15 protein-coding genes are annotated in these 13,114 nt (G+C 65.8%); 8 read left to right on the top strand and 7 right to left on the bottom strand.

Features of this window, described 5'->3' with window-relative positions; genetic code table 11:
• From IPF36_RS34405 to IPF36_RS24535, 5 genes are all read right to left on the bottom strand, one after another.
• The coding region (locus IPF36_RS34405; protein ID WP_218959700.1) for a hypothetical protein at positions 1-311 on the bottom strand (311 nt) is incomplete at its 3' end.
• Positions 312-549: 238 nt separating this feature from the next.
• Entirely contained in the window at positions 550-1,326 is a 777-nt protein-coding gene (locus tag IPF36_RS24520; RefSeq protein ID WP_133093532.1) for an enoyl-CoA hydratase, read from the bottom strand.
• A gap of 95 nt (positions 1,327-1,421) precedes the next feature.
• On the bottom strand, positions 1,422-2,174 hold the full coding sequence (locus IPF36_RS24525) for an amino acid ABC transporter ATP-binding protein (protein WP_135706316.1): 753 nt from the start codon (positions 2,172-2,174) through the stop codon (positions 1,422-1,424).
• A 40-nt stretch (positions 2,175-2,214) separates the two neighbouring features.
• Positions 2,215-2,868, bottom strand: a complete 654-nt coding sequence (locus IPF36_RS24530) for an amino acid ABC transporter permease (RefSeq protein WP_029048313.1) — start codon at positions 2,866-2,868, stop codon at positions 2,215-2,217.
• Between the two features lie 120 nt (positions 2,869-2,988).
• Positions 2,989-3,780 carry an amino acid ABC transporter substrate-binding protein gene (locus IPF36_RS24535; RefSeq protein WP_135705988.1) on the bottom strand — a complete coding sequence of 264 codons (792 nt, stop codon included), beginning with the start codon at positions 3,778-3,780 and terminating at the stop codon, positions 2,989-2,991.
• 320 nt (positions 3,781-4,100) lie between these two features.
• Here IPF36_RS24535 and paaG point away from each other — a divergent pair, with 320 nt between their 5' ends.
• Genes paaG through paaK form a run of 3 tightly spaced genes read left to right on the top strand, consistent with a single transcriptional unit; the run spans position 4,101 to position 6,767 of the window.
• Positions 4,101-4,925, top strand: coding sequence for a 2-(1,2-epoxy-1,2-dihydrophenyl)acetyl-CoA isomerase PaaG (paaG, locus tag IPF36_RS24540; RefSeq protein ID WP_133093530.1), 825 nt, complete (start codon positions 4,101-4,103; stop codon positions 4,923-4,925).
• Positions 4,926-4,975: 50 nt separating this feature from the next.
• Positions 4,976-5,419 (top strand): hydroxyphenylacetyl-CoA thioesterase PaaI, encoded by a 444-nt coding sequence (paaI, locus tag IPF36_RS24545; RefSeq protein ID WP_133093529.1) that lies wholly within the window; start codon positions 4,976-4,978, stop codon positions 5,417-5,419.
• Between the two features lie 43 nt (positions 5,420-5,462).
• Positions 5,463-6,767 (top strand): phenylacetate--CoA ligase PaaK, encoded by a 1,305-nt coding sequence (gene paaK / locus IPF36_RS24550; protein ID WP_135705989.1) that lies wholly within the window; start codon positions 5,463-5,465, stop codon positions 6,765-6,767.
• A gap of 111 nt (positions 6,768-6,878) precedes the next feature.
• Here paaK and IPF36_RS24555 read toward each other — a convergent pair whose 3' ends face one another.
• A complete protein-coding gene (locus tag IPF36_RS24555) occupies positions 6,879-8,021 on the bottom strand; it encodes a murein transglycosylase A (protein WP_195431006.1) in 1,143 nt (380 codons plus the stop codon).
• A 128-nt stretch (positions 8,022-8,149) separates the two neighbouring features.
• Here IPF36_RS24555 and IPF36_RS24560 point away from each other — a divergent pair, with 128 nt between their 5' ends.
• Positions 8,150-8,371 (top strand): hypothetical protein, encoded by a 222-nt coding sequence (locus tag IPF36_RS24560; protein ID WP_133093526.1) that lies wholly within the window; start codon positions 8,150-8,152, stop codon positions 8,369-8,371.
• 42 nt (positions 8,372-8,413) lie between these two features.
• Here IPF36_RS24560 and apaG read toward each other — a convergent pair whose 3' ends face one another.
• The gene (apaG, locus tag IPF36_RS24565) at positions 8,414-8,788 is read right to left on the bottom strand and encodes a Co2+/Mg2+ efflux protein ApaG (RefSeq protein WP_012353991.1); all 375 of its coding nucleotides are present in this window, start codon (positions 8,786-8,788) and stop codon (positions 8,414-8,416) included.
• Between the two features lie 240 nt (positions 8,789-9,028).
• On the opposite strand from apaG, the gene rpe reads away from it, so the two are divergent.
• From rpe to IPF36_RS24585, 4 genes are all read left to right on the top strand, one after another.
• The gene (rpe, locus tag IPF36_RS24570; RefSeq protein WP_133093525.1) at positions 9,029-9,730 is read left to right on the top strand and encodes a ribulose-phosphate 3-epimerase; all 702 of its coding nucleotides are present in this window, start codon (positions 9,029-9,031) and stop codon (positions 9,728-9,730) included.
• Positions 9,727-10,470 carry a phosphoglycolate phosphatase gene (gene gph, locus IPF36_RS24575; protein ID WP_135705991.1) on the top strand — a complete coding sequence of 248 codons (744 nt, stop codon included), beginning with the start codon at positions 9,727-9,729 and terminating at the stop codon, positions 10,468-10,470. Before rpe ends, gph begins: the two co-directional genes overlap by 4 nt.
• Before the next feature lie 462 nt (positions 10,471-10,932).
• Positions 10,933-12,462: an anthranilate synthase component I gene (gene trpE, locus IPF36_RS24580; RefSeq protein WP_133093523.1), complete on the top strand. Its 1,530-nt coding sequence runs from the start codon at positions 10,933-10,935 to the stop codon at positions 12,460-12,462.
• 20 nt (positions 12,463-12,482) lie between these two features.
• Positions 12,483-13,052 (top strand): aminodeoxychorismate/anthranilate synthase component II, encoded by a 570-nt coding sequence (locus IPF36_RS24585; protein ID WP_133093522.1) that lies wholly within the window; start codon positions 12,483-12,485, stop codon positions 13,050-13,052.
• Positions 13,053-13,114 lie beyond the last annotated feature (62 nt).

The following is a 13,114-nucleotide window of genomic DNA, read 5'->3' on the forward strand; positions in this document are numbered from 1 at the left end:
CTCGCTCTTTCGAGCGGTCGCTCACTCTCAGAAAACTGACTGACCAGATCCGAAGACCCAGTCACGTTTTGCTGTGCGAGCACTGTATAACTTGTGAAGCAACACTGTCCGAAGACAGCGGCGTCCGCTACCCAGCGCCCACACTTATCGGTTGTTTGTTTGTTAAAGAACTTCGCTTCCCGGCTTTGCCGTTCAGCGCGCTGCGTTGTCTGCAGCAGAGAAACGAGATTATGCAGAGCTTTCTTCGTTTCGTCAACCGTTGCAGCAATCTTTTTTTGCTGCGGCCAGCGCTGCCAACTTCGCTGCGCCAACCTTGCGGTCGACCCCGCAACCCTTGCTGCGTCTGCCTTGCAGCGCCGCGTTGTGTTGCGAGGGGGCGAATATTAGGCCGGTTCCACGGACCTTGCAACATCTTTGTCACAGCGCTCAGCTAGGGGTTCGCGTGATTATGTCGTAACCCTTTGAGCAATAAAGGAAAACCTCAAGATGGCCAGCGCGGCGGCCCTTGAATACCCCCGCGCTGCCGTCAGGTATTCCCCTATCAAGTTTTCAGCGATGCTGGAAATTAGGGGCGCGCTTCTCTACGAAAGCGGCCATGCCTTCCTTCTGGTCTTCACTGGCAAAGGTGGAATGGAACAGCCGGCGCTCGAAGTGCACGCCTTCATTGAGCGTGGTCTCGTAAGCGGCGTTGACCGACTCCTTGATCATCATGACCACCGGCAGCGAGAACCCGGCGATGGTTTCGGCGGCGGCCAGCACTTCGTCCAGCAGCTTGTCGGCCGGCACCACGCGCGACACCAGGCCCGAGCGCTCGGCTTCGGCGGCGTCCATCATGCGCGAGGTCAGGCACAGGTCCATCGCCTTGGCCTTGGACACCGCGCGCGGCAGGCGCTGCGTGCCGCCGGCGCCGGGCATGGTGCCGAGCTTGACTTCCGGCTGGCCGAACTTGGCCGAGTCCGCCGCGATGATGATGTCGCACATCATCGCCAGTTCGCAGCCACCGCCCAGCGCGTACCCCGCCACGCCAGCAATCACCGGCTTACGGATCTTGCGGATGGTTTCCCAGTTGCGGGTGATGTAGTCGCCCTTGTAGACATCCATGAAGGAGTACTTGGCCATCATGCCGATATCGGCGCCGGCGGCGAAGGCGCGGTCGCTGCCGGTAATGACGATGGCGCCGATGCCCTCATCCTGGTCGAACGCCGTCAGCGCGGCACCCAGTTCATCCATCAGCGCGTCGTTGAGCGCGTTCAGCGCCTTGGGGCGGTTCAGCGTAACCAGACCAACGCGGCCGCGCGTCTCGACCAAGATGTTTTCGTACGGCATGTCTTCTCCTATGTATTGGCAATCAAATGGCAGCGTCCGCCACCGGCTGCGGGCTATTCTGCCACCTGTTGCGGCCTGGCGGCGCTGTTCCCTGTTCAGAGCATGTGCGCCAGGAATTCCCGGGTGCGTGCATGGGCGGGAGAGCCGAACACCTCGGCAGGCGCGCCTTCCTCGAGGATCCTGCCCTCGTCCATGAACACGACGTGGTTGGCCACTTCGCGCGCAAACCCCATCTCATGCGTGACAACCAGCATGGTCATATGCTCGTCCGCCAGTTGCCGCATGGTGCGCAGTACTTCCCCGGTCAGTTCCGGATCGAGCGCGGAGGTCGGCTCGTCGAACAGCATGATGTCGGGCTCCATCGCCAGCGCGCGCGCAATCGCCACGCGCTGCTTCTGCCCGCCGGACAGGCGCGCCGGATAGTTGTCCCGCTTGGCCAGCAGCCCGACCTTGCGCAACAGTTCCTCGGCCTTGGGCACCGCCGCGTCGCGCGACAGCCCCTTGACGGTCATCGGTGCCTCGATGATGTTCTGCAGCACCGTCATGTGCGGGAACAGGTTGAACGACTGGAACACCATACCCATCTTGCGGCAGATGCGGCGGACTTCCGCCTCCGGCACATACCTGGAGGCACCGTCGGGGCCAGCGGCCGCCAGCGCTTCGCCTTCGATGTCGATGGTGCCGCGGTCGATCACCTCGAGATGGTTCAGGCAGCGCAGCAAGGTGCTCTTGCCCGAGCCCGACGGCCCGATCACCGCGGTGACATCGCCCTTGCGCAGCGTCAGCGAGACGCCGCGCAGGACCTGCAGCGATCCGAACGACTTGAAGATGTCCCGCGCCGCGATCATGATGCCGGGCGCTTGGTCAGAGGTGGCGCCGCCATTCGGGCTAGTCATCATGTTTGGCATAGCGTTTTTCGAGATTCTGGAAGAACCAGGTCAGAATCAGCGTCATCACCAGATAAAACAGCGCGGCGACCAGGAAAGGCGTGGTCGTGAAATCGCGCTGCACAATGCCGCGCGCGGTGCGCAGGATATCGTTGAGGGCCAGCACGTAGATCAGCGACGTGTCCTTGATCAGCGTGATGGTTTCATTGCTGACCGGCGGCAGGACGCGGCTGACCATCTGCGGCAGCACGACCCGGCGCATGGTCTGGAAGTACGTCATGCCCAGCGCCTTGCTGGCTTCATACTGGCCGCGGTCGACGGACTTGATCCCGGCGCGGAAGATTTCCGCGAAGTACGCGGCGTAGTTGAGCGCGAACGCCACCACCGCCGCGGGAAAATCGGGCAGCCTCACGCCGATGACCGGCACGAACGGCAGCGCGAAATAGATAAACAGCATCTGCAGCATCAGCGGCGTACCGCGCATCAGCCAGATGTAGCCATTGACCGCACCGCTCAGCAGCGGCCATGACGAGATGCGCGCGAGCGCCAGCGCCAGCCCCAGCGGCACCGACAGGGCGAGCGTGATGACGAACAGGGTGAGCGTGACTTTCGCACCCTGCGCCAATGGCCCCAGTAGAGATAAGACGTAATCCATGTTCGCGCGAACAGAAGGAGGAAGGATTCCAGGCAGCGGGCCGTCGCGCGGCCAGCGCCCGAGTCCGGAAGGAAGCCGGCACCCTGCCCGAACCGCGCAGGGCGCCGGCTGGCGCCTGGATTACTTGGTGATATCGGTGCCGAACCACTGGGTGGCGATGCGGGCGGCGGTGCCGTCCTGCTTCATCGATGCCAGGGTCTTGTCGAGCTTGCCGAGCAGATCGGCGTCATCCTTGCGGACGCCGACGCCGTACTCCTCGGTACCGAAGTTCTCTTCGAGCACGCGGTATTCGCCGGCACGCTTGCTGATCAGGTAGCGGCCCACCACTTCATCCACCACGATCGCGTCGAGGCGGCCGGCGGACAGGTCCATCAGTGCTGTCACGTTGTCGCCGAAAGTCTTGAGCTCCTTCAGGCTGGCGGAGACCTGGCCTTCCTTCTTGATGGCGTCCACCGCGCTGCTGCCGTCCTGCGCGCCGACGATGCGGCCGGCCAGGTCCGCCTTGGCCTTCACCGGCGAATTGGTGCCGACGATGACGATCTGGTGGTTGGTCATATAGGGCGCGGTGAAGCTGATGTTCTTCTTGCGCTCGTCGGTGATGGTCAGCCCGTTCCACAGCACGTCCACGCGCTTGCCGTTCAGTTCGGCTTCCTTGGCGCTCCAGTCGATCGGCTTGAATTCGACGGCCATGCCGAGACGGCGGCTGGCCTCTTTCGCCATATCGATATCGAAGCCGGCCAGCTCGTTATTGGTATCGCGGAAGCCCATGGGCGGGAAATTGTCATCCAGGCCGACGATGATCTTGCTGGCGGCGGCGCTGCCCGTGCCGGCGGCCGGTGCGGATTCGTTCTTGCCGCACGCGGCGAACAGCGCCACGGACGAGGCCAAAAGGAGTGCTGCGAACTTCTTCATAAGGAGATCCAGTGCGGAAATGGGGGAATCAGTGAAACAGTCTTGCGTGCCGGCGCGCAACGGGCACCAGCGATGCTGCAATTGTTGTTGGCAGCGCGATTATAGAGCGACACGGGGTGCCGGCATTGCGGTCGCCATCCCGATTGCGGAACGCGATCGCGGGTTAGTACTAATAAGGCACCTCGGTCCGGCGCCCTTACGCTGAGCGAATAGCTCACGCATGCAGTATTTAGTGCTACCATTTGCCGACCGACTGGTCGGTTTATTTTAGCGGCGCCAGCCCCGCGCCGACCGCAAAGAACACCAGGCAGGAGACAAACATGCCCCCGATGTCCACGCCCGCTGGCCAGCCGGTCAGCCTCGATGCCGGCCCCATCCTGCTCCAATGGCAGGGGTCCGTCGCGGTAATCACGCTGAACCGCCCCGACAAGCTCAACAGCTTCACCCGCGAGATGCACAAGGCGCTGCAGCAGGCGCTCGACCATGTCGAGGCCGGCGGCGCGCGGGCGCTGCTGCTGACCGGCGCCGGGCGCGGCTTCTGCGCTGGTCAGGACCTGGCCGACCTGGATTTCACGCCCGGCCGGATGACCGACCTCGGCGAACTGATCGACACCTGGTTCAACCCGCTGATCCGTCGGCTGCAGGCGCTGCCATTGCCGGTGGTAGCCGCAGTCAACGGCACCGCCGCCGGCGCCGGCGCCAACCTGGCGCTGGCCTGCGACATGGTGCTGGCCGCGCGCTCGGCCAACTTTATCCAGGCCTTCGTCAAGATCGGGCTGGTGCCGGATTCCGGCGGCACCTGGCTGCTGCCCAAGCGCATCGGCATGGCGCGCGCGCTCGGGCTGGCGATGACCGGCGAGCGCCTGTCCGCCGAGGAAGCCGAGAAATGGGGCCTGATCTGGGAAGCCATGGACGATCCGCTGCTGCCCGAGCAGGCGCTGGCGCTGGCCACGCACCTGGCCGCGCAGCCGACCCGGGCGCTGGCCTCGATCAAGCGCGCCATGTACGCCAGCGCGACCGCCACCCTCGACACCCAGCTCGACCTGGAACGCGACCTGCAGCGTGACCTCGGCCAGTCGGCGGACTATGCGGAAGGCGTCAATGCCTTCCTGGAAAAGCGCGCGGCCCGATTTACCGGCAAGTAAGCGCTTCAGGGCGCCTGCACGGCGCCACCCCGCCCCCCAAGGAGACCACGTTGCACAAGGACCCCCAGGCCCTCGCCGAAGCGGCCGCGGCCGCCATGTATGAAGCCGACACCTGCAGCCGCTGGCTCGGGATCACCGTTGAAGCGGTCCGCCCCGGCTATGCCCGGCTGACCATGCCGGTACGCAATGAATTCCTGAACGGCCACGGCATCTGCCACGGCGGCCTGATGTTCACGCTGGCCGATTCGACCTTCGCGTTCGCCTGCAACAGCCATAACATCAATACCGTGGCAGCCGGCTGCAGCATCGAGTTCCTCAAACCCGTGCACGGCGGCGACGTGCTGACCGCAGAGGGGATCGAGCAGACCCTGTCGGGCCGCCACGGCATCTACGACATCCGCGTGACCAACGCCGCCGGCGAGGTGGTGGCGTTGTTCCGCGGCAAGTCGGCGCATATCAAGGGCCATGTCGTGCCGCCGGATACCGTCGCCTGAACACCGCAGCCACCAAGATAACCGCCCCCGTGCAGGAGACGACATGAGCACGCGCCTGACCGATCTGCCCCTGGACCCGATCGAGACCGCCAGCCGCGCCGAGCTGCAGGCCCTGCAGCTGGAGCGGCTGAAATGGTCGCTCCACCACGCCTACGCCAATTCGCCGGTGTACCGCCGCAAGTTCGACGAGGCCGGCGTCCATCCCGACCAGCTGCAATCGCTGGCCGACCTGGCGCGCTTTCCGTTCACCAGCAAGCAGGACCTGCGCGACAATTACCCGTTCGGCATGTTCGCCGTGCCGCAGGACCGCGTGGCGCGCGTGCATGCTTCGTCCGGCACCACCGGCAAGCCCACGGTGGTCGGCTACACGCTCCAGGACATTGATAACTGGGCGACGGTGATGGCGCGCTCGATCCGGGCCTCCGGCGCGCGCCGGGGCGACAAGGTACATATCAGCTATGGCTACGGCCTCTTCACCGGCGGGCTGGGCGCGCACTACGGCGTCGAGAAAGCCGGCCTGACGGCAATCCCGTTCGGCGGCGGCCAGACCGAGCGCCAGGTCCAGCTGATCCTGGACTTCAAGCCCGAGATCATCATGGTCACGCCCAGCTACATGCTGGCGATCGCCGACGAGTTCGAGCGCCAGGGCGTCGACCCGGCCACCAGCTCGCTGCGCGTGGGCATCTTCGGCGCCGAGCCGTGGACGCCGGAAATGCGGCTGGCGATCGAGAAGCGCATGGGCATTTCCGCGGTCGATATCTACGGGCTGTCTGAGGTGATGGGCCCGGGCGTGGCCAACGAATGCGCCGAAACCAAGGACGGCCCGACCATCTGGGAAGACCACTTCTACCCGGAAATCATCGACCCGAATACCGGCGAAGTGCTGCCCGATGGCGAATTCGGCGAGCTGGTCTTTACCTCGCTGACCAAGGAAGCGATGCCGGTGGTGCGCTACCGGACCCGCGACCTGACCCGCTTGCTGCCGGGTACGGCGCGGCCGGCCTTCCGCCGCATGGAAAAGGTCACCGGCCGGACCGACGACATGATGATCGTGCGCGGCGTCAACGTGTTCCCGTCACAGATCGAGGAACTAATCCTGAAGCAGGCCGAACTGGCGCCGCACTACCAGTGCGTGCTGGGCAAGGACGGCCATATGGATACGTTGACGGTGCGTGTGGAATGCGCCCATGGCAGCGAGCTGGCGCGTGCGCAGTCTGCGCGCGAGCGGCTGGCGCACGAGATCAAGTCTTATATCGGGGTGACCGCCACCATCGAGGTGCTGCCGGAGGGAGGCATCGAGCGTTCGGTGGGGAAGGCGAAGCGGATCGTGGACCAGCGGCCGCGGTGATGGCCCAGGGCCATTAAGAATTCCGCCGCTTTGCTCCCCTCTCCCGCTTGCGGGAGAGCGGTTGGGGGAGAGGGGAGACAACATTCGCAGTATTAGCCTGATCGGCTGGCCTCAGCTACGCGGCATCAGCACCCACATCCGGCCGCCCTGCTTCATCCGCCCCGCCGTCTCGCCCGCCGCATCGCCGGCGCCCCAGAAGAAATCGGCGCGCACGCCGCCCTTGATGGCGCTGCCCGTATCCTGCGCAAACATCAGCCGCTGGATCGGTTCGGTCGACAGCGGGCGCGTGGTCGACAGGAACACCGGCACGCCCAGCGGAATGGTGGCGGGGTCCACCGCGATCGAGCGCTCGGCGGTCAGCGGCACGCCCAGCGCGCCCACCGGGCCGTCATTGTTCGGCGGCAGCTCGCGGAAGAACACGAAGCGAGGATTGACGTTCAGCATCTCGTCGACGCGCCCCGGGTTGGCCCGCGCCCACGCCTTGATGCCCTGCATGGTGGCCTGCGCCGGCGTGATCTCGCCGCGGTCCAGCAGCCATTTGCCGAACGAGCGGAACGGCTGGTCGTTGGTGCCGCCGAAGCCGACCCGCATCATGGTGCCGTCCGCCATGCGGATCCGGCCCGAGCCCTGGATCTGCAGGAAGGCGGCCTCGACCGCGTCATCCACCCACACCAGCTCGTTGCCGCGCATGGCCGGGTTCTGCAGCAGCTCGGCGCGGCCCGGCAGCGGGCGGTTGCCGAACTGCGCCGGCTTGCGGTAAAGCGGCACCTGGAAGCGCCCCTGCCGCGTGCGCGAGCCGTGCAGGATGGGTTCGTAGTAGCCGGTGATCAGCCCGCTGTCGGTGCCGTCGCCGTTGACCACGCGGAACGGCTGGAAGTTGGTCTCGAAATAGGCGCGCATGGCGTTGAGGTCACCGGCGTCGACCATCATGCCGGCGGCGCAGGCTCGGCTCCACTCGGCGCGCTTCTTCAGCGCCTGGCAGCTGGCCTGCAGCGCGGGCCAGGCCGCGCGCACGTCGTCCTGGGTCCAGCCGCCGATGTCGTTCCAGCTGGCGGCCTGCAGCTGGCCTTTCTGGGTCGACGAAGCGGGCGGCGTGCTGCCGGACGGGCCGGTCTCGATGCGCGGCGGCGGGCCGCTCATGCAGCCGGCCAGCAGCGCGCCGGCGCCGGCGAGCGCCAGCCAGGCGCGGGCACGGGCGCCAGCGCGCGCAGTGAAACCTGGGAGAGAAATCGAAAGCGAATCCGCGTATGCCATCTTGCTTGTTGTTCAGTGTCCCGCGCAGTGTCCCGCGACCGGTGCCGGCCCGGCAGGGATCGCACCGGGCAGTTGCCCTACAATCCCACCGTCATCTGTCATCTGTCATCGCCACCGCCGCATCCGCCATGAGCAAGTTCTTCGAAGCCCATCCCATGCTGCTGTTCGCCCTCGAGGCCGGCGTGGCGCTGTTCCTGCTGATCTTTATCGTGGTCTGGACCATGGGCACGGCCAAAAAGAACCCGCGCCCGACCCGCGCGCCCGACGACCACCCGTCGCGCCAGCCGCAGGAATCCACGCAGGGCCGGCAAACGCCGGCGCAGGAACAGGACAGCGCGAAGCGCCAGTAGGTTCCCGCTTCGAGGCTTCCCGGCTTCCGGCTGGGCGCGCGCTCAGTGCAGCATGCGCGGCAGCACCAGCGCGAATTCGGGGATCGGCACCTCGAAACGGTGGCCGTCCTCGGCCACGCAGAAGTATTCGCCCTTCATCGACCCGACCGGCGTCGAGATGGTGGCCCAGCTGGTGTATTCGAAATGCTCGCCCGGCTTCAGCAGCGGCTGGTGGCCCACCACGCCCAGGCCGGCGACTTCCTGCGTGCCGTTGTCGCTGTCGGTGATGATCCAGTGGCGCGAGATCAGCTGCGCCGCCACCTCGCCAGTGTTGTGGATGGTGATGGTGTAGGCGAAGGCATGGCGCCCGCGCTCGGGATCGGACTGGTCCGGCAGGTACTGGGTGCGCACCGACACGGAGAAGGCGTATTCGCTCATCTTGGGCAGGGCCGGCGGCAGCATCGGCCGGCAGGGGAATGGGGTAGCCGCATTGTGCGGGATGGCCGCGGGACGGGCAAGGGTGCCGGCCGGACGCGATCGCACCGGGCGGGCGTAGAATATCGGTCTTTCAACGCCTTGCCGCCGCCCGCCGAGCGCCCCGGCCGCCCCTGCTGCGGCGGCGCCTTCGGCCCGCCGCAGCGGCGATAACAGCATTCCCTGCATTCACCGCCCGCCAAAATGACCCAGCCCACCTTCCGCATCGCCCCCTCCATCCTGTCCGCCGATTTCGCCCGCCTGGGCGAGGAAGTCCGCCGCGTGACCGAGGCCGGCGCCGACTGGATCCACTTCGACGTGATGGACAACCATTACGTGCCCAACCTGACCGTGGGCCCGCTGGTGTGCGAGGCGATCCGTCCCCACGTGACCGCCCCCATCGACGTGCACCTGATGGTGCGCCCGGTAGACCGGATCATCCCGGACTTTGCCAAGGCCGGCGCCAATATCATCACCTTCCACCCGGAAGCCAGCGAGCACGTCGACCGCTCGCTCGCGCTGATCCGCGATAACGGCTGCCAGGCCGGCCTGGTGTTCAACCCCGCCACCCCGCTGCACCACCTGGACCACGTGATGGACCGCCTGGACGTGATCCTGCTGATGTCGGTCAACCCCGGCTTCGGCGGCCAGTCGTTCATCCCCGAGACGCTGAACAAGCTGCGCGCGGTGCGCCAGCGTATCGACGCATACACTGCCCGCACCGGCCGCACCATCCTGCTGGAAGTGGACGGCGGCGTGAAGGTCGACAATATCGCCGAGATCGCCGCGGCCGGCGCAGACACGTTCGTGGCGGGCTCGGCCGTGTTCGGCAAGCCCGACGGCGACGGCGGCTACCGCGGCATCATCTCGGCGCTGCGCGGCGAACTGGCGAAGGTTGGCCGATGACTGCGGGCGTGGCACTGCGCCGCACCGACTGGAGCGGCATCGAAGGGGTGATCGTCGACCTGGACGGCACCATGGTCGATACGGCGGGCGACTTCCACGCCTCGATCAACGCCATGCTGCTGGCGCTGGGCCGCCAGCACCCCAACCTGGGGCCGGTGGCGCCGATGTCCGAGCAGGAAATCGTCAGCTACGTCGGCAAGGGCTCGGAAAACCTGATCCGGCGCGTGCTCGACGCGCGCTTCTCGCCGCTGCACGCCAACAGCCTCTTTGCCGATGCCTACGCGCTGTACGACCGCGAGTACATCCGCATCAACGGCCAGTTCTCGCAGGTCTACCCGGGCGTTCGCGAAGGCCTGGCGGCAATGAAGACAGCCGGCCTGAGGCTGGCCTGCGTGACCAACAAGCCCTTCGGCTTCACCGAGCCGCTGCTGGCCAAGACCGGGCTGGCGGCATATTTCGAGCTGGTCTACGGCGGCGATGCGTTCCAGCTGCGCAAGCCCGACCCGTTCCCGCTGCTCAAGGTGGCGGAAGTGTTCCGGCTGGATCCGTCGGCGATGGCGGCCCTTGGTGACTCGGAAAACGACGCCCAGGCGGCCCGCGCGGCGGGCATGGGCGTGCTGCTGGTGCCCTATGGCTACAACCATGGCAATCCTGTACAAGCCGTCGAGGCCGATGGTATAGTCGACACCATTGCCCACGCCGCAGCGCTGTTTGCGGCACACCGGGCAGGTCATCGATAGGGTCGCTCTCAACAAGGTCGATCATCAGGTCGATCGCGACTGAAATCCCTGAACATTCAATGTTTCTCAACCGCAAACGCATCTCTTCTGGCAGTGATCGGCAGGCTTGGCCCTGGCGTCGCTGGCGCGCCTTCCAACAGGCGTAAAGTGCGTTCGCGAGTCTGCTGACGCGCCCTCTACCCGAGGGCGTCGTGACAACCGGCTGAGGGTCCAACCCCGTGCCGGGCATCCCACCCAAACCCGCCAAAAGCCAGCGCAGCGGAAATTCTCTGCTACGTTTAGCTCAAGAACGCGCCGCACGCCCTTCCCCGGCCGTGTGCAGTCTTGTCCGCAACTTGCCTGCACCACGGCCCGCCAAACGGGGCGGGTATCCATTCGCTCCAGCCTGATTGCCGAAATGCGGCGCCGCGCCCAACCTCATCGCGCAGCGACGCCGCACAAGAGGACCGCAAGAGGACCGACATGACCGAACTGGAATTCAAATCGCTGGCCGACCAGGGCTACAACCGCATCCCGCTGATCGCCGAGGCCTTTGCCGACCTGGAAACGCCGCTGTCGCTGTACCTGAAGCTGGCCCAGTCGCAGACGCGCGGGGTCAACACCTTCCTGCTGGAGTCGGTGGTCGGCGGCGAGCGCTTCGGGCGCTATTCCTTCATCGGCCTGCATGCGCGCACGCTGCTGCGCGCCTTCGGCAACCGCACCGAGGTGGTGACCGACGGCAAGGTGGTGGAAACGCACGAAGGCAATCCGCTCGACTTCATCGCCGAGTTTGAAGGCCGCTTCAAGGTCGCGCTGCGCCCGGGCCTGCCCCGCTTCTGCGGCGGCCTGGCCGGCTACTTCGGCTACGACGCGGTGCGCTATATCGAGAAGAAACTCGCCAGCACGCAGAAGCCCGACGACCTGAACCTGCCCGATATCCAGCTGCTGCTGTGCGAAGAGCTGGCCGTGATCGACAACCTGTCGGGCAAGCTCTACCTGATCGTCTACGCCGACCCGACCACGCCCGAAGCCTATCCCCGCGCCCGCCAGCGCCTGCGCGAGCTGCGCATGAAGCTGCGCCAGCCGGTGGACGTGCCGGTAACCAGCCCGTCGGTGCAGACCGAGGTCTACCGCGAATTCGCCAAGGCGGACTACCTGAACGCCGTGCACAAGGCCAAGGAATACATCATGGCCGGCGACATGATGCAGGTGCAGATCGGCCAGCGGCTGATGAAGCCCTACCGCGACTCGCCGCTGTCGCTGTACCGCGCTCTGCGTTCGCTGAACCCGTCGCCGTACATGTATTTCTACAACTTCGGCGACTTCCAGGTGGTGGGCGCGTCGCCGGAAATCCTGGTGCGCCAGGAGGAACGCAAGGTCGGCACCAATGGCGACAACGGCGGCGACACCCGCAGCGAACACATCGTCACCATCCGCCCGCTGGCCGGCACCCGTCCGCGCGGCAATACGCCGGAAAAGGACGCCCAGCTTGCCACCGAGCTGCTCAACGATCCCAAGGAAATCGCCGAGCACGTGATGCTGATCGACCTGGCGCGCAACGATATCGGCCGCATCGCCCAGACCGGCTCGGTCAAGGTCACCGACAAGATGGTGATCGAGAAGTACTCGCACGTGCAGCATATCGTCAGCTCGGTCGAAGGCACGCTGCGCGAAGGCATGAGCAACCTCGACGTGCTGCGCGCGACCTTTCCCGCCGGCACGCTGTCGGGCGCGCCCAAGGTGCATGCGATGGAAATCATCGACGAGCTGGAGCCGCGCAAGCGCGGCATCTACGGCGGCGCGGTGGGCTACCTCTCGTTCGGCGGCGAGATGGACCTGGCCATTGCCATCCGCACCGGCATCATCAAGGACGGCAATCTCTACGTGCAGGCCGCCGCCGGCATCGTTGCCGATTCGGACCCCGAGGCCGAATGGAGGGAAACCGAAGCCAAGGCGCGCGCCGTGATCCGCGCCGCCGAGCAGGTCCAGGATGGCCTGGACTCCGATATCTGAGAGAACAGGAGACAGACGCCATGCTGCTGATGATCGACAACTACGATTCGTTCACCTACAACCTGGTCCAATACTTTGGCGAACTGGGGGTGGAGGTGCACACCTACCGCAACGACGAGATCACCATCGAAGAGATCGAGGCGATGAAGCCCGACCATATCTGCGTCTCGCCCGGCCCGTGCAGCCCCAAGGAAGCCGGTATCTCGGTGGCGGCGCTGCAGCATTTTGCCGGCAAGGTGCCGATGCTGGGCGTGTGCCTGGGCCACCAGGCTATCGGCGAGGCGTTCGGCGGCAAGGTGATCCGCGCCAAGCAGGTGATGCACGGCAAGGTCAGCACCATCGAGACCACGCAGCAAGGCGTGTTCAGCGGCCTGCCCAAGCACTTCGACGTGACGCGCTATCATTCACTGGCAATCGAGCGCGAGACCCTGCCCGATTGCCTGGAGATCACCGCCTGGACCCCGGACGGCGAAATCATGGGCGTGCGCCACAAGGCGCTCGCCATCGAAGGCGTGCAGTTCCATCCCGAGTCGATCCTGTCCGAGCATGGCCATGCGATGCTGGCCAACTTCGTCAAGGCGCCGCGATGAGACTGCTCGACGCCGCGCCTTCCAGCACCCAACATGCCATCCAGACTGTCAACGAGAACGCC

This window comes from Cupriavidus sp. IK-TO18 (genome assembly GCF_015549295.1).
GTDB lineage: Bacteria > Pseudomonadota > Gammaproteobacteria > Burkholderiales > Burkholderiaceae > Cupriavidus > Cupriavidus oxalaticus_A.